The organism is Rubrivivax benzoatilyticus JA2 = ATCC BAA-35, assembly GCF_000190375.1.
GTDB classification, from domain to species: Bacteria; Pseudomonadota; Gammaproteobacteria; order Burkholderiales; family Burkholderiaceae_C; genus Rubrivivax; species Rubrivivax benzoatilyticus.
This window is the reverse complement of sequence record NZ_AEWG01000103.1, coordinates 1-15,432: the sequence shown is the minus strand read 5'-3', so window position 1 is coordinate 15,432 and position 15,432 is coordinate 1. Positions and strand designations below refer to the sequence as shown.

At 72.1% G+C, this 15,432-nt stretch carries 13 protein-coding genes; 7 read left to right on the top strand and 6 right to left on the bottom strand.

All coding sequences use genetic code 11. The annotated features are described in order from the left end of the window. Positions 1 to 69: 69 nt before the first annotated feature. Positions 70 to 840 carry a hydroxyacylglutathione hydrolase gene (gene gloB, locus RBXJA2T_RS12075; RefSeq protein ID WP_009857662.1) on the bottom strand — a complete coding sequence of 257 codons (771 nt, stop codon included), beginning with the start codon at positions 838 to 840 and terminating at the stop codon, positions 70 to 72. On the opposite strand from gloB, the gene RBXJA2T_RS12070 reads away from it, so the two are divergent. The 4 genes from RBXJA2T_RS12070 to RBXJA2T_RS12055 all read left to right on the top strand — a co-directional run bounded on the left by RBXJA2T_RS12070 (position 841) and on the right by RBXJA2T_RS12055 (position 6,420). Next, entirely contained in the window at positions 841 to 1,671 is an 831-nt protein-coding gene (locus tag RBXJA2T_RS12070) for a class I SAM-dependent methyltransferase (protein WP_029718794.1), read from the top strand. Then, the gene (gene rnhA, locus RBXJA2T_RS12065) at positions 1,672 to 2,109 is read left to right on the top strand and encodes a ribonuclease HI (protein ID WP_009857660.1); all 438 of its coding nucleotides are present in this window, start codon (positions 1,672 to 1,674) and stop codon (positions 2,107 to 2,109) included. It abuts the gene before it with no gap. Positions 2,110 to 2,233: 124 nt separating this feature from the next. Further along, positions 2,234 to 3,340, top strand: a complete 1,107-nt coding sequence (locus RBXJA2T_RS12060; RefSeq protein WP_237704885.1) for an efflux RND transporter periplasmic adaptor subunit — start codon at positions 2,234 to 2,236, stop codon at positions 3,338 to 3,340. Between the two features lie 14 nt (positions 3,341 to 3,354). After that, on the top strand, positions 3,355 to 6,420 hold the full coding sequence (locus RBXJA2T_RS12055) for an efflux RND transporter permease subunit (RefSeq protein WP_009857658.1): 3,066 nt from the start codon (positions 3,355 to 3,357) through the stop codon (positions 6,418 to 6,420). 9 nt (positions 6,421 to 6,429) lie between these two features. On the opposite strand, the gene moeA is transcribed toward RBXJA2T_RS12055, so the two are convergent. The 4 genes from moeA to RBXJA2T_RS12035 are packed head-to-tail and all read right to left on the bottom strand — an operon-like array spanning position 6,430 to position 10,074. After that, positions 6,430 to 7,707 (bottom strand): molybdopterin molybdotransferase MoeA, encoded by a 1,278-nt coding sequence (gene moeA / locus RBXJA2T_RS12050; protein WP_009857657.1) that lies wholly within the window; start codon positions 7,705 to 7,707, stop codon positions 6,430 to 6,432. Then, complete coding sequence (gene mobA / locus RBXJA2T_RS12045; protein WP_009857656.1) at positions 7,700 to 8,278, bottom strand: molybdenum cofactor guanylyltransferase MobA; 579 nt, start codon at positions 8,276 to 8,278, stop codon at positions 7,700 to 7,702. The genes moeA and mobA overlap by 8 nt, the downstream gene beginning before the upstream one ends. Further along, positions 8,278 to 9,396: a GTP 3',8-cyclase MoaA gene (moaA, locus tag RBXJA2T_RS12040; RefSeq protein ID WP_009857655.1), complete on the bottom strand. Its 1,119-nt coding sequence runs from the start codon at positions 9,394 to 9,396 to the stop codon at positions 8,278 to 8,280. The genes mobA and moaA overlap by 1 nt, the downstream gene beginning before the upstream one ends. Before the next feature lie 51 nt (positions 9,397 to 9,447). After that, entirely contained in the window at positions 9,448 to 10,074 is a 627-nt protein-coding gene (locus tag RBXJA2T_RS12035; protein WP_009857654.1) for a C40 family peptidase, read from the bottom strand. 130 nt (positions 10,075 to 10,204) lie between these two features. Between RBXJA2T_RS12035 and acuI the strand changes: the two genes are divergently transcribed. The 3 genes from acuI (at position 10,205) to RBXJA2T_RS12020 (ending at position 14,097) form a co-directional block, all read left to right on the top strand. Then, positions 10,205 to 11,197, top strand: coding sequence for an acrylyl-CoA reductase (NADPH) (acuI, locus tag RBXJA2T_RS12030; RefSeq protein WP_009857653.1), 993 nt, complete (start codon positions 10,205 to 10,207; stop codon positions 11,195 to 11,197). A gap of 30 nt (positions 11,198 to 11,227) precedes the next feature. Further along, a complete protein-coding gene (locus tag RBXJA2T_RS12025) occupies positions 11,228 to 13,156 on the top strand; it encodes a propionate--CoA ligase (RefSeq protein WP_276525104.1) in 1,929 nt (642 codons plus the stop codon). A 98-nt stretch (positions 13,157 to 13,254) separates the two neighbouring features. Then, complete coding sequence (locus RBXJA2T_RS12020) at positions 13,255 to 14,097, top strand: DNA ligase (protein ID WP_009857651.1); 843 nt, start codon at positions 13,255 to 13,257, stop codon at positions 14,095 to 14,097. A 10-nt stretch (positions 14,098 to 14,107) separates the two neighbouring features. On the opposite strand, the gene RBXJA2T_RS12015 is transcribed toward RBXJA2T_RS12020, so the two are convergent. Beyond that, on the bottom strand, positions 14,108 to 15,432 hold a 1,325-nt coding region (locus RBXJA2T_RS12015; RefSeq protein ID WP_009857650.1), incomplete at its 5' end, for a PhoH family protein.

Sequence of the window (15,432 nt, the reverse complement as noted above, 5' to 3'; positions counted from 1 at the left end):
CGGCGAGTGCGGCGGCCAGCGCTGCGGCAGCCAGGGCGCAGCAGCGCCGCAGCGAAGTCGTCGGAGGCGTCATCGGTATCGGTTCTTCCAGTTTCGCAGTGCGGCGAACACGTCGACTTCCTGCCCGGAGGCGGCGCCCTGTTCCCGGGCCGCGGCCACGACGGCGGCCTCGCGACAGCGCAGGAACGGATTGACGTCGCGCTCGTGACCGAGCACCGCCGGGAGTGTGAGCCGGCCGGCGGCGCGCCGGTCCTGACACAGCGCAGTGTAGGCCGCGATCTTCTCGTTGCCGGGCTCCACCGCGGCGGCGAAGGCCAGGTTGGAGAGCGTGTACTCGTGGGCGCAGCAGATGCGCGTGTCGTCGGGCAGCGCGGCCAGGCGGGCCAGCGAGGCCGCCATCTGCGCCGCCGTGCCTTCGAACAGCCGGCCGCAGCCGGCCGAGAACAGCGTGTCGCCGCAGAACAGCAGCGGCTCGCGTGCAGCGCCGTGCTCGAAGAAGGCGACGTGGCCGGCGGTGTGGCCGGGCACGTCGATCACCTCGAACGCCCGGCCCAGCAGCTCGATGCGGTCACCGCCGTGCACGGGCACGAAGGGGGTGGGAATGTCTTCGCGCGCCGGGCCCCAGACCGGGCCCTGCAGCCGGGGGCGCAGCGCGGCGATGCCGCCGACGTGATCCCCGTGGTGGTGCGTCACTAGAATCGCCGCCAGGCGCAAGCCCCGGGCGTCGAGTTCGGCCGCCACCGGCGCCGCGTCCCCCGGATCGACCACCGCGGCGTCGTGGCCGTCGTGCAGCATCCAGATGACGTTGTCGGCAAAGGCGGGGAGGGCGACCAGATTCATATGACGCGCGACCAGTCGATTATAGAGTTGGGGGTCTGGCTCCAATCCCCGGCCGGCCGCTACCTGCTGGAGTGGGAGCAGGACCGCCTGGACCGCGCGGTGACCGATGCTTTCGGGTTTCACGCGCTGCAACTGGGCCTGCCCGAGATCCAGGGCCTGCGCGCCAACCGCATGCCGCACCGCTGGGTGGCCTGCGGCTCGCTGGTGACGCCGGAGCCGATCGAGCTGCCGCCGCCGCGCGACGCGCTGATCACGACGCAGCCGGCGCCGGTGGCGCTGTACTGCGAGTTCGACGCGCTGCCCTTCCCGCAGCACAGCGTCGACCTGGTCGTGCTGCCGCACGCGCTGGAGCTGGCCGCCGACCCGCACCAGCTGCTGCGCGAGGTCGAACGCATCCTCGTGCCCGAGGGCCGGCTCGTCATCTCGGGGCTCAACCCGGCGAGCCTGTGGGCGCTGCGGCAGCGTTCCGGCCACGCCTGGCGCGGCATCGGCCTGGGCCGCGGCCAGCCCACCTACCTGCCGCGCGCCGGCGAGTTCATCGGCTACTGGCGGCTGCGCGACTGGCTGCGGCTGCTGGGCTTTCACATCGAGAGCGGGCGCTTCGGCTGCTACCGGCCGCCGCTGAGCTCCGAGCGCTGGCTGCAGCGTTTCGAGTGGATGGACCCGGTGGGCGACCGCTGGTGGCCGGTGCTGGGCGCGGCGTATTTCCTGGTGGCCGTCAAGCGCGTGCGCGGCATGCGCCTGGTCGGCCTGTTGAAGAACGAACGCCGCCGGGTCAAGGCGGCGACGGCCGCGGTCGCGAACCGCGAGCCGGTGGAAGCGGACATCTGAATGAACGAAGTGGTGATCTACACCGACGGCGCCTGCAAGGGCAATCCGGGCCCCGGCGGCTGGGGCGCCTGGCTGCGCAGCGGCGAGCACGAGAAGGAACTCTGGGGCGGCGAGCCGCTGACGACCAACAACCGCATGGAGCTGATGGCGGTGATCCAGGCGCTCACCAGCCTGAAGCGGCGCTGCAAGGTCGCGATCTACACCGACAGCGAGTACGTGCGCAACGGCATCACGAGCTGGATCCACGGCTGGAAGCAGCGTGGCTGGCGCACCGCCGACAAGAAGCCGGTGAAGAACGCCGAGCTCTGGCAGCAACTGGACGCGCTGGCGTCCTCGCACGACACGTCCTGGCACTGGGTCAAGGGCCACGCCGGCGATCCCGGCAACGAGCGCGCCGACGCGCTGGCCAACCGAGGCTGCGAGTCCGTGCGGCGTTGATGTCCCCGGCTTCGGCGGGCGTGAGGGCCGGCCTGCACGGGCGGTCGCAACGAAACGCTACATTCGGCGGTTTGCCTTTCGACGGAGTGCAGCGGTCTTGAAGCGGGTTCATACGTTCGTGGCGGTGATCGGCATTGCGCTGGCCGGCACGATGGCTTGGTGGTGGCAGCAGCGCGGCCCGGCTCCGGCGTCTGCCGCGGTGCCGGCCGGTGCCGCCACGTCGACGGATGCCACGGCCGTCGAGATCGGCCGCGTGCGCCGCATGCGCCTGGCCGACGAGGCCCAGGCCGTGGGTTCGCTGCGCGCCGCGCAGACCGTCGTGCTGCGGCCCGAGGTCGCCGGCCGCATCGCCGGTTTCGGTTTCCGCAACGGCGAGCGCGTGCGCCGCGGCCAGCTGCTGGTGCAGCTCGACGACACGCTGCAGCAGGCCCAGCTGCGTCAGGCCCAGGCCCAGGCGCAGATCGCGCGCACCAACCTCGCGCGCAGCCGCGAGCTGCTCGCGCAGGGTTTCGTCAGCCAGAGTGCGGTGGACCAGAACGCCGCGACGCTGGACGTCGCCGAGGCCCAGGTCGCGCTGGCGCGCGCCGAGGTGCAGCGCATGCGCCTGGTCGCGCCATTCGACGGCACGGCCGGCATCCGCCGCGTCGACCTCGGCGGCTTCGTGCAGGCCGGTGCCGACATCGTCACGCTGGACGACCTGTCCTCGCTGTCGGTCGACTTCACGCTGCCCGAGCGCTACCTGCCTCGCCTGGCCGCCGGCCAGGCGGTGACACTGGACCTGGACGCCTTGCCCGGCCAGTCCTTCGTCGGCCGCATCGAGGCGCTGGACACCCAGGTCGACGCCGAAGGGCGCGCGGTGCTGGTGCGCGCGCGGGTCGCCGACGCCACCGCGCGGCTGAAGCCCGGCATGTTCGCGCGGCCGCGCGTCGTCTTCGCGGTGCGCGAGGACGCGCTGGTCGTGCCCGAGGAGGCGCTGGTGCCCGAAGGGGGCCGCCAGTACGTCTGGAAGGTGGTCCAGGCCGACGGCCCGGCGCGCGCCGAGCGTGTCGAGGCGCGCATCGGGCTGCGCCGGCCCGGCGTCGTCGAGCTGCTCGGCGGTGTCGCCGAGGGTGACGCGGTCGTGACCGCCGGGCACGCCCGGCTGCGCGGCGACAAGCCGGCGGTGCGCGCCGTCGAGCTGCGCCCGGGGGCTGCGGCGCCGGCGTCCGCCGCGGCCTCGGCCGCGGCCTGACGGAGGGCCGCGCCGTGCGCCTGTCCGAAATCTCGATCCGCCGCCCGGTGCTGGCGACGGTGATGTCGCTGCTGCTGGTGCTGATCGGCCTGGTCTCGTTCCGCGAGCTGACGGTGCGCGAGTACCCGAAGATCGACGAGCCGGTGGTCACGGTGTCGACGACGCTGGTCGGCGCCGCCTCCGAGGTCATCGAGAGCCAGGTGACGAAGCCGCTCGAGGACTCGATCGCCGGCATCGACGGCGTCGACATCATGACCTCGATCTCGCGCACCGAGCGCAGCCAGATCACGGTGCGCTTCAAGCTCGAGAAGGACCCGGACACCGCCGCCGCCGAGGTGCGCGACCGCGTCTCGCGCGTGCGCGGGCGGCTGCCCGACGCGGTCGACGAGCCGGTCATCGCCAAGGTCGAGGCCGACGCCACGCCCACCGTCTGGATCGCCTACACCGGCGAGGGCATCGACCCGCTGAAGCTCACCGAGGTCATCACCCGCGTCATCAAGCCGCGGCTGCAGACCGTGCCCGGTGTCGCCGACGTGCAGATCGGCGGCGACCGCGCCTACTCGATGCGCGTCTGGCTCGACCCCGACCGTCTGGCCGCCCACCGCCTGACGGTGCAGGACGTCGAGGACGCGCTGCGGGCGCAGAACCTGGAGGTGCCGGCCGGCCGCATCGAGAGCCGCCAGCGCGAGTTCAACGTCACCGCGCGCACCGACCTCAACACCGTCGAGCAGTTCGAGCAGGTGGCGCTGAAGACCGTCGGCGGCTACACGGTGCGGCTGCGCGACGTCGCGCGGGTCGAGGAAGGCGCGGCCAGCGAACGCTCGCGCGTGCGCCTGAACGGCGTGCCGTCGGTCAGCACCGGCGTGATCCGCAACGCCACCGCCAACCCGCTGGACGTCGCTGCCGGCGTGCGCGCGCTGCTGCCCGAGCTGCAGCGCGAGCTGCCGCCGGGTGTCACCGCGACGCTGGCCAACGACAACTCGGTCTTCATCGACCGGTCGATCAAGGCCGTCTATCACACCATCGCCGAGGCGGTGGTGCTGGTCGCGCTGGTGGTCTTCGTCTTCCTGCGCACGCTGCGCGCGTCGTTCATCCCGCTGGTAACGATTCCCGTCAGCCTGATCGGCAGCTTCGCGCTGATCGCCGCGGCCGGCTTCTCGATCAACACGCTGACGCTGCTGGCGCTGGTGCTGGCGATCGGCCTCGTCGTCGACGACGCGATCGTCGTGCTCGAGAACATCTTCCGCCACATCGAGGAAGGGCTGAGCCCGTTCCAGGCGGCGCTGAAAGGCGTGCGCGAGATCAGCTTCGCGGTCGTCGCAATGACGCTGACGCTGGCCGCGGTGTTCGCGCCGCTGGCCTTCACGCCGGGGCGCACCGGGCGGCTGTTCGGCGAATTCGCGCTGACGCTGGCCGGCGCGGTGCTGGTCTCGGGTTTCGTCGCGCTGACGCTGACGCCGATGCTGTGCAGCAAGCTGCTGCGCCACGAGACGAAGCCGACACGCTTCGACCGCTGGATGGAGCGCGGCCTGGACCGCCTGTCGGCGGCCTACAGCCGTGCGCTGGTGGCCTCGCTGAACCTGCGCTGGGCCGTCGTCTTGGTGATGCTGGCCTGCGGCGGCGCCAGCGCCTGGCTGTTCATGACCGCCAAGAGCGAACTGGCGCCGATCGAGGACCGCGGCGTCATCATCATGCCGGTGCGCGCGCCCGACGGCTCGACGCTGGAGTACACCGCGCGCTACCTCGACGCGCTCGACGGCATCGCCGCGACCTTCCCCGAGTTCGACCGGCGTTTCATGTTCGTCGGCGGCGGCCAGGTCTCCAGCGCCTCGGCGGTGATGCGCACCGTCGACTGGGCGGAACGCGAACGCACGACGCAGGAGCTGGCGCAGGCCCTGCTGCCCCAGGTGCGCCAGCTGCCCGGCGTCAACGTCTTCCCGATCACGCCGCCCAGCCTGGGCCAGGGCTTCCGCGAGCGGCCGCTGAACTTCGTCGTCGTCAGCAGCGACTCCTACACCAACATGGCGCAGGCCACGCGCGCGCTGATGGCCGAGATGGCGAAGAACCCCGGGCTGGTGCAGGTCGACAGCGACCTGGAGCTGAACAAGCCCGAGATCTACCTCGACGTCGACCGCCAGCGCGCCGCCGACATGGGGGTCTCGGTGGGCACCGTCGCGCGCACCGTCGAGACGATGCTCGGCAGCCGCAACGTCACGCGCTACAAGCGCGACGCCGAGCAGTACGACGTCATCCTGCAGACCGGCACCAGCGGCCGGGCGTCGCCGCAGGACATCGAGAAGCTCTTCGTGCGCAGCGACAGCGGCGCGATGGTGCCGCTGTCCTCGCTGGTGAGCTTGCGCGAGTCGGTCAGCCCGCGCGAGCTGAACCACTTCAACCAGCGGCGCTCGGTCAGCATCACCGCGTCGCTGGCGCCGGGTTATTCGCTCGGCGAGGCGCTGGCCTTCATGGACGAGGCCGCGGCGCGCACGCTGCCGGCCGGCTACGCGACCGAGCTCAACGGCGTCAGCCGCGAGTTCCGCGCGTCCTCGGGCGCGCTGGGGCTGGTGTTCGTGCTCGCGCTGCTGTTCATCTTCCTCGTGCTGTCGGCGCAGTTCGAGAGCTTCATCGACCCGTTCGTGATCCTGCTGTCGGTGCCGTTGTCGATGGTCGGCGCGCTGCTGGCGTTGAAGCTCTCCGGCGGCACGCTGAACGTCTATTCGCAGATCGGGCTGGTGACGCTGGTCGGGCTGATCACCAAGCACGGCATCCTGATCGTCGAGTTCTCCAACCAGCTGCGCCGCCAGGGCAAGGCGCTGCGCGAGGCGGTCGTCGAGGCGGCCAGCCTGCGCCTGCGGCCGATCCTGATGACCACCGGCGCGATGGTGCTGGGTGCGCTGCCGCTGGCGCTGGCCAGCGGTGCCGGCGCCGAGAGCCGGCACCAGATCGGCTGGGTCATCGTCGGCGGCATGTCGCTGGGCACGCTGCTGACGATCTTCGTCGTGCCGACGGTCTACACGCTGCTGGCGCGCGAACGCGTGCCGGGCGAGATCACCGAGGCCGAGGCGGCCCCGGCCGCCTGAGCGCCGCCGTCAGCCGAGCGAGTCGAAGGGCAGCACCTCGACACGCTCGCCGGCGGCCACCGGGCCGCGATCGTGCGCGAGCACGATCAGGCCGTCGGCGCGGCTCATGCTGCTGAGCAGGCCCGAGCCCTGGTCGCCTGTCGGCGCGACTTCCCAGTCGCCATCGGCGCCACGCGAGAGCACGCCGCGCTGGAACTCGCTGCGGCCCGGGCGCTTCTTCAGCGCCACCGCGGCGCGGGCGACGACGGTCGGCAGCGGCCGCGGCGTCGCGCCGCCCAGGCGCAGCAGCGCGTCGCGCACCAGCACCTGGAAACACACCATCGCCGCCACCGGGTTGCCCGGCAGGCCGAAGTACAGCGTGCCGCCATGCAGCCGGCCGACGGCCATCGGCCGGCCCGGGCGCAGCGCCATGCGCCAGAACAGCACCTCGCCGGCGCCGGCCAGCACGGCGCGCGTGTGGTCGGCGTCGCCGACGCTGACGCCGCCGGAGCTGACGATCGCGTCGCAGTCGGCGCCGGCGCGCAGCGCGTTGGCGAGGGCCTGCGGGTCGTCGCGCACGCGGCCCAGGTCGACGGCGTCGACGCCCAGCCCGGCGAGCAGCGCGCCCAGCGTCGTGCGGTTGCTGTCGTAGATGGCGCCGGGCGCCAGCGGCTCGCCCGGTGCGGTCAGCTCGTCGCCGGTGCTGAAGAAGGCGATGCGCGGCCGGCGTCGCACGACGAGCGTCGGCTGGCCCAGCGACGCGGCCAGACCCAGGTCGGACGCGCGCAGCCGGCGGCCGGCGGGCACGGCGACACCGCCCTGGCGCAGGTCCTCGCCGCGGCGGCGGCAGTGCTGGCCGGCACGCACCGCGCCGGCGGGGATCGTCACGCGGCCGTCGGCCACGGTCACCTGTTCCTGCGGCACGACGCTGTCGTGGCCGGCCGGCAGCGGTGCGCCGGTCATGATGCGGATGCAGGCCCCGGCCGGCGCCGGGCCGTCGAAACCGTGGCCGGCGAGTGCGCGCCCGGCGACCGGCAGCACCGTCGGGCCGTCGGCGGCCAGCGCGGCGCCGGCGAACGAGTAGCCGTCCATCGCCGAGTTGTCCTGCGCCGGCACGTCCAGCGGCGACACCAGGTCGGCGGCGAGCACGCGGCCCAGCGCGTCTTTCAGCGCCACGGTCTCCAGGCCGGCGACCGGCTGCGCCAGGCGGGCGAGCGCGGCCTGCACCGCGGCCAGCGGCAGGTCGGTCTCGCCGTGGCAGGCCAGGTCGTCGGCGATCGCCGCGATCGGCGTCGTGGCCTCAGCCATCGTTCAGCGTCTCCGGGGTGTTGAAGTTGGCGAACGCGGCCTCGTCGTCGAAATCGACGGCGACGCCGCCCGACGCGCGCAGCCAGTGCTCGACGCGGCGTTCGCCGCCGGCGAGTGCCGCGTCCAGCGTATCGGCCAGCGCCGTGTCGACGAGGCAGAACACCGGATGCGTGCGCGCGGCGCGAGCGTAGCCGATCGGCGCGCCGCCGAGGCCGGCCGCCAGGCGCGCGACGAGGTCGACGGGGAAATACGGCGCGTCGCAGGGCACCACGGCCAGCCAGCGTGTGCGGGCGTGGCGCAGGCCGGCCAGCAGCCCGGCCAGCGGCCCCAGCGAACCCGGCAGCGTGTCGGTCAGCACCGGCACGCCGAAGCCGGCATAGGTGTCGAGATGGCGGTTGGCGCTGACGGCCAGCGCGCCGACCTGCGGCGCCAGCCGTTGCAGCGCGTGCTGCGCCAGCGGCCGGCCCTGCCAGGCGAGCAGGCCCTTGTCGACGCCGCCCATGCGCCGTCCCAGCCCGCCGGCCAGCACGAGGCCCGTGACCTCGTCGCCCGAGATCGCCGTGGCCGCCATCAGCCGCCGATGTAGTGCATCTCGATGCGGCGCTCGCCCGGCGCGGCGGTGTGCTCGCCGCGCTGCTCGGAATAGCGGTCGGCGCGCGCCGACCACACGCCGCCGACCGCGGCGGCGATCTGCGCGTCGCTGGCGCCGCCGCGCAGCAGCGAGCGCAGATCGTGGCCACGGGTGGCGAACAGGCAGGTGAAGAGCTTGCCTTCGGTCGACAGCCGGGCGCGGCTGCAGTCGCCGCAGAAGGCCTTGGTGACGCTGGAGATCAGGCCGATCTCGCCGCGCCCGTCGCGCCAGCGCCAGCGCTCGGCGGTCTCGTCGGGCGAGGCCGGCAGCAGCGGCTCCAGGCCGAAGGCGGCGTCCAGGCGCTCGCGCAGCTGTTCCGACGGCAGCACCTCGTCCAGGCGCCAGCCGTTGCTCGTGCCGACGTCCATGTACTCGATGAAACGCAGCCGCACCGCCGGGCCCCAGGTGTCGCGCACGTGGCGCGCCAGCGGCAGGATTTCGTGGTCGTTCATGCCGCGGCGCACGACCATGTTCAGCTTGACCGGCACGAGGCCCGCGGCCAGCGCCGCGTCGACACCACGCAGCACGTCGGCGACGGGGAAGTCGACGTCGTTCATGCGCCGGAACACCGTGTCGTCGAGTGCATCCAGGCTCACCGTCACGCGCGTCAGCCCGGCCTCGCGCAGCGGGCGGGCCAGCCGCGCGAGCAGGCTGCCGTTGGTCGTCAGCGTCAGCTCGGGCGGCGTGCCGTCGACGGTGCGCAGCGCAGCCAGCTGTTCGACCAGCGAGGGCAACTGCTTGCGCAGCAGCGGCTCGCCGCCGGTGAGGCGGAGCTTGCGCACGCCGTGGGCCAGGAACACCGACGCCACGCGCGTGATCTCCTCGAAGCTCAGCAGCGCGTCGTGCGGCAGGAAGCGGTAGCGCCGGTCGAAGACCTCGCTGGGCATGCAGTAGCCGCAGCGGAAGTTGCAGCGGTCGGTGACCGAGATGCGCAGGTCACGCAGCGGCCGCCCGAGGCGGTCGGCCAGGTGGCCGGTGGGCGCTGTCGCGTCGAGGGGCACCACGGGCGATGTGGCGCGGGCTCGCAGGTCGGCCAAAGGGATGAAGCTCTCGCCCATCCTGCGATTCTGCCGGTTCGGGCCCCCGACGTCGGGTCAGGGGTCTCCCGCTCAGGGGCGGGAGGGGGTGGCCTCGGCCTGCGGGAGTTCCTCGAGGTCGGCGCGGCGTGCGCCGTTGAAGCGCTTCATCCAGTAAGACTGGCGCATGTCCTCGATGCGGACTTCGCTGCCGGTGCGCGGCGCGTGGATGAACTTGCCGTCGCCGATGTAGATGCCGACGTGCGAGAAGGCGCGCCGCATCGTGTTGAAGAAGACGAGGTCGCCGGGCTTGAGTTCGTCGCGCGAGACCTTGGTCAGCGCGCCGTCCTTGGCCTGCTGGTCGGCGCGTCGCGGCAGCACCAGGCCCAGGCTGCGCTCGAAGACGTGGCGCGTGAAGCCGCTGCAGTCGAAGCCCTCTTCGGCGTTGTTGCCGCCGCGGCGGTAGGGCACGCCGAGGAAGTTCATCGCCGACATCACCAGGTCCGATGCGGTGTCGCGCACCTGCTGGACGATGCCCTGCGTGGTGTCGGACACGGCCGCTGCCGACGGCACCAGGCCCTTCTGCTGCAGCAGCTGCATCACGGCGTCGCCGTTCTGCGCGGGGGTGGCCGGCGAGTCCGGGGCCGCCGAGGCGCCGAAGACCGCGGCGGCGGCAAGGCCGGCGACGCAGTGACGGAGGAGGCGGAGACGGACGGGCATCGGCCGGCGAGCATAGGGGCCAGCCCCAGCAGTGTCAACGTCGCCGGCAGGGGCACTATGCTCGGCCGTGCCGGATGCACGCTTCGCAGGGGCGGCCGCGTGGCCTGGCGCACTCTTCTGGAGGGAACGCATGTTCCGTGGATGGCTGTTGGAGAAGGGCGAGGGCGGCTTCGGCGCGCGCCTCGCGGAGATCGACGAATCGCGCCTGCCGGGCGCCGACTGCGCCGACGTGCTGGTGCAGCCCGAGTACTCGACGCTGAACTACAAGGATGCGCTGGCGATCACGAACCGCGCGCCGGTCGTGCGCGCCTGGCCGATGGTGCCGGGCATCGACGGCGCCGGCACCGTGCTGGAGAGCACGCACCCGGACTGGAAGCCCGGCGACCGCTTCGTGCACAACGGCTGGGGCGTCGGCGAGACGCACTGGGGCTGTCTGGCCGAACGTGCGCGGCTCAAGGGCGACTGGCTGGTCAAGCTGCCGGCGGCCTTCACGCCGCGCCAGTCGATGGCCATCGGCACCGCCGGCTACACGGCGATGCTGTGCGTGCTGGCGCTCGAATCGCACGGCGTCGTCGCCGGTGACGGCGAGGTGCTGGTCACCGGCGCCAGCGGCGGCGTCGGCAGCGTCGCGATCGCGCTGCTGGCCCGGCTGGGCCACCGTGTCGTCGCTGTCAGCGGCAAGGCCGACGCCGCCGACTACCTGCGGTCTCTCGGCGCCGCCGAGGTGCTCGACCGCGCCGCGTTCAGCGCGCCCGGCAAGCCGCTGCAGAAGGAACGCTGGGCGGCCGTCGTCGACGCCGTCGGCAGCCACACGCTGGCCAACGCACTGGCGCAGACACGTTACGGCGGCGTCGTCGCGGCCTGCGGCCTGGCGCAGGGCCTGGACCTGCCGGCCAGCGTCGCGCCGTTCATCCTGCGCGGTGTCACGCTGGCCGGCATCGACAGCGTGATGGCGCCGAAGGCCCGCCGAGAAGCCGCCTGGCAGCGCCTGGCGCGTGACCTCGATCCGCGGCTGCTGGAGCGCATCGCGAGCGAGGTTTCACTGGATTACGTGGCCGCCAAGGCCGTCGAATTGATGGAGGGCAAGCTCACCGGGCGTGTCGTGGTGCGCATCGCCCACTGAGTCAGCCGCTCGTCAGCGCCCGGTCTCTTAATCCGCGCCGATAACAAGGAGACAACGATGACCGATTACACCGAGTTTCATCGTCGATCGCTGCAGAATCGCGACGCGTTCTGGGCCGAACAGGCCAGGCTGATCGACTGGCACAAGCCCTTCGAGCAGGTCTGCGACTACAGCCGGCCGCCGTTCGCGAAGTGGTTCGTCGGTGGCGAGACCAACCTCTGCCACAACGCCGTCGACCGCCATCTGGCGACGCGCGCCGACCAGAACGCGCTGATCTACGTCTCCACCGAGACCAACCAGGAGCGCATCTACAGCTACCGCGAGCTGCACGCCGAAGTGCAGCGCATGGCGGCGACGCTGCGGAGCCTGGGCGTCAAGAAGGGCGACCGGGTGCTGGTCTACATGCCGATGATCCCGGAGGCGGCGTTCGCGATGCTGGCCTGCACGCGCATCGGCGCGCTGCACTCGGTGGTCTTCGGCGGCTTCGCCAGCGTCAGCCTGGCCACCCGCATCGACGACGCCGAGCCGACGGTCATCGTCAGCGCCGACGCCGGCAGCCGCGGCGGCAAGGTCGTGCCCTACAAGCCGCTGCTCGACGAGGCGATCCGCCTGGCCAGCCACAAGCCGCAGAAGGTGCTGATGGTCGACCGCGGCCTCGTCGCCTTCGACCGCGTCGAAGGCCGCGACGAGGACTACGCCAGCTGGCGCGAGTGCCACTTCAAGACCGAGGTGCCCTGCGAGTGGGTGGAGGCCACGCACCCGAGCTACACGCTCTACACCAGCGGCACCACCGGCAAGCCCAAGGGCGTGCAGCGCGACACCGGCGGCTACGCCGTCGCGCTGGCCGCCAGCATGGAGAAGATCTACCTCTGCAAGCCGGGCGAGACCTTCTTCTCGACCAGCGACATCGGCTGGGTCGTCGGCCACAGCTACATCATCTACGGCCCGCTGCTCGGCGGCTGCGCGACGATCATGTACGAAGGCCTGCCGATCCGCCCCGACGCCGCCATCTGGTGGAGCCTGGTCGAGAAGTACAAGGTCACCTCGATGTTCAGCGCACCGACCGCGGTGCGCGTGCTGAAGAAGCAGGACCCGGCGGCGCTGAAGAAGCACGACCTGTCCTCGCTGCGCGCGCTGTTCCTCGCCGGCGAGCCGCTGGACGAGCCGACGGCGACCTGGATCGCCGAGGCGCTGGGCAAGCCGATCATCGACAACTACTGGCAGACCGAGACCGGCTGGCCCATCCTCAGCCTGTGCAACGGCGTCGAGGCCGCGAAGAGCAAGTTCGGCTCGCCGGGCAAGGCGGTCTACGGCTACGACGTCAAGCTGCTCGACGAGCACACCGGCGAGGAGCTGAAGGGTGCCGGCCAGAAGGGTGTCGTCGCGATCGAAGGCCCGCTGCCGCCGGGCTGCATGCAGACCGTCTGGCGTGACGACAAGCGTTTCGTCAACACCTACTGGAGCAGCGTGCCCAGCAAGCTGGTCTACAGCACCTTCGACTGGGGCATCCGCGACGAGGACGGCTACTTCTTCATCCTCGGCCGCACCGACGACGTCATCAACGTCGCCGGCCACCGTCTGGGCACGCGCGAGATCGAGGAGAGCATCTCCAGCCACCCGAAGGTCGCCGAGGTCGCCGTCGTCGGTGTCGCCGACCACCTGAAGGGCCAGGTCGCGATGGCGTTCGCGGTGCTGAAGGACCCGTCGGTGATCGCCACCGAGGCCGACGCGCTGAAGCTCGAAGGCGAGGTCATGAAACTCGTCGACGAGCAGCTCGGCGCCGTCGCGCGGCCGGCGCGTGTGCGTTTCGTCTCCACGCTGCCGAAGACGCGCTCCGGCAAGCTGCTGCGCCGGGCGATCCAGGCCGTCTGCGAAGCCCGCGACCCGGGCGACCTGACGACCATCGAGGACCCGACCGCGCTGCAGCAGATCCGCGACCTCGTCACGCCCGCCGCCTGATCCGCCGCGCCCTCCGCCGAGGGCGCTCCGCGGAGCGATGGAACGGCGCCGCGTGCGCCGCCAGACTCGGCCCCCGACGCTGATGCGAAGGGGGCCGAATGCCGTTCAGTCGACGTGATTTCCTCGCGGCCGCGCTGGCCTGCGTCGGCCTGTCGGCCCGGGTGGCCGCGGCCGTGTCACCGCCGGCCGTGATGCTGGCGCGCGAAGCCCGGCAGGGCCTGGATCCGGCCGGGTTCCTGGTGAGCGAGAAGCTCGACGGCGTGCGCGCCGTCTGGGACGGCCGCCGGCTGCGCTTTCGCAGCGGCCGCGAGGTCGTCGCACCGCCGGGTTTCGTCGCCCGTCTGCCACCGGTGCCGCTGGACGGCGAGCTGTGGCTGGGCCGCGGCGCCTTCGACGCCGTCTCGGGCCTGGTGCGGCGCGAGTCGCCCGACGACGCCGGCTGGCGCGCGCTGCGTTACGGCGTCTTCGACCTGCCTGGCGTGCCGGGGCCGTTCGCCGAGCGTGCGCGCCGCTTGGCCGAGTTGGCGCGCGGCACGAACGCGTTCTTCGCGGTCGAGCAGCGCAGCGTCGCCTCGGCCTCGGCGCTCAACGTCTGGCTCGACGAGGTCGTGACCGGCGGCGGCGAAGGCCTGGTGCTGCACCGTGCCGACGCGCTCTGGTTGCCCGGCCGCAGCGACGCGCTGCTCAAGCTCAAGCCGCAGCAGGACGCCGAAGCGGTGGTCGTCGGCCACGTCGGCGGCCAGGGGCGGCTCGAAGGCCGGATGGGCGCCTTGCGCGTGCGCGCCGACGACGGCACCGAGTTCCTGCTCGGCACCGGCTTCAGCGACGCCGAACGCGCGGCGCCACCGCCGGTCGGCACGGTCGTCAGCTACCGCTACCGCGGGCGCACGGCCGGCGGGCTGCCGCGTTTCGCCAGCTTCCTGCGCGTGCGCGAGTTCTGAACGTGGCCGCTCAGAGCACCTCGCTGGCGAAGTCGGCCAGGCGCGACCGTTCGCCGCGCGCCAGCGTCAGGTGGCCGCCGTGCGGCCAGCCCTTGAAGCGGTCGACGGCGTAGGTCAGGCCGCTGGAGCCTTCGGTCAGGTAGGGCGTGTCGATCTGCGCCAGGTTGCCCAGGCAGACGATCTTGGTGCCCGGGCCGGCGCGCGTGATCAGCGTCTTCATCTGCTTGGGCGTCAGGTTCTGCGCCTCGTCGATGATCACGTACTTGTTCAGGAAGGTGCGCCCGCGCATGAAGTTCAGGCTCTTGATCTTGATCTTCGCGCGCACCAGGTCGTTGGTCGCCGCCCGGCCCCATTCGCCGGCGCTGGCGTCGCTGCGCGCCAGCACCTCGAGGTTGTCGTCGAGCGCGCCCATCCACGGGCCCATCTTCTCCTCCTCGTTGCCGGGCAGGAAACCGATGTCGTCGCCCACCGGCACCGTCACGCGGGTGACGATGATCTCGCTGTAGCGGCGCTCGTCGAGCACCTGGGCCAGGCCCGCGGCCAGCGTCATCAGCGTCTTGCCGGTGCCGGCGGTGCCGGTCAGCGTGACGAAGTCGCACTCCGGGTCCATCAGCAGGTTCAGCGCGAAGTTCTGCTCGCGGTTGCGTGCGGTGACGCCCCAGACGGCGTTCTTGCCGTGCGTGTAGTCGCGCAGCGTGCGCAGCACCGCGGTCTTGCCGGTGATCTCGGCCACGCGTGCGTACAGCGGCGCCGCCCCGGGCGTCTCGAGGTAGACGAACTGGTTGATCAGCAGCGCCGGCACCAGCGGGCCGCTGATGCGGTAGAAGGTGTTGCCCCCCTGCTGCCAGCTCTCCATCGTCTTGCCGTGGCGCTCCCAGAAGTCGGCCGGCAGCGGCAGCACGCCGGTGTAGAGCAGGTCGCCGTCGTCCAGCGTCTTGTCGTTGAAGTAGTCCTCCGCCGGCAGGCCCAATGCGCGCGCCTTGACGCGCATGTTGATGTCCTTGGACACCAGCACGACCTCGCGGTCCTTGCGCTGCTCGCGCAGCGCCTGCACGACGCCCAGGATCTGGTTGTCGGCCTTGCCCTGCGGCAGCCCGGCCGGCAGCTTGACGTCCAGCAGCATGGTCTGGAAGAACAGCTTGCCGCCGGCTTCGCGGTGGCCGGTCTTGGCCAGCGGGATGCCGGCGGTCGAGTCGACGGCGCCGTTCTCGCCGGTGAAGGTGGCCAGCGCGTCGAGCTCGCGGCTGACCTGGCGGGCGTTGCGCGCGACCTCGCTCATGCCCTTCTTGTGGCCGTCGAGCTCCTCCAGCGTGATCATCGGCAGGAAGACGTCGT

Excerpts from the sequence above, each read along its gene's own strand:
- gloB (WP_009857662.1), bottom strand. The coding sequence starts at position 840 with ATGAATCTGGTCGCCCTCCCCGCCTTTGCCGACAACGTCATCTGGATG.
- RBXJA2T_RS12070 (WP_029718794.1), top strand. The coding sequence starts at position 841 with ATGACGCGCGACCAGTCGATTATAGAGTTGGGGGTCTGGCTCCAATCC.
- rnhA (WP_009857660.1), top strand. The coding sequence starts at position 1,672 with ATGAACGAAGTGGTGATCTACACCGACGGCGCCTGCAAGGGCAATCCG.
- moeA (WP_009857657.1), bottom strand. The coding sequence starts at position 7,707 with ATGGCTGAGGCCACGACGCCGATCGCGGCGATCGCCGACGACCTGGCC.
- mobA (WP_009857656.1), bottom strand. The coding sequence starts at position 8,278 with ATGGCGGCCACGGCGATCTCGGGCGACGAGGTCACGGGCCTCGTGCTG.
- moaA (WP_009857655.1), bottom strand. The coding sequence starts at position 9,396 with ATGGGCGAGAGCTTCATCCCTTTGGCCGACCTGCGAGCCCGCGCCACA.
- RBXJA2T_RS12035 (WP_009857654.1), bottom strand. The coding sequence starts at position 10,074 with ATGCCCGTCCGTCTCCGCCTCCTCCGTCACTGCGTCGCCGGCCTTGCC.
- acuI (WP_009857653.1), top strand. The coding sequence starts at position 10,205 with ATGTTCCGTGGATGGCTGTTGGAGAAGGGCGAGGGCGGCTTCGGCGCG.
- RBXJA2T_RS12020 (WP_009857651.1), top strand. The coding sequence starts at position 13,255 with ATGCCGTTCAGTCGACGTGATTTCCTCGCGGCCGCGCTGGCCTGCGTC.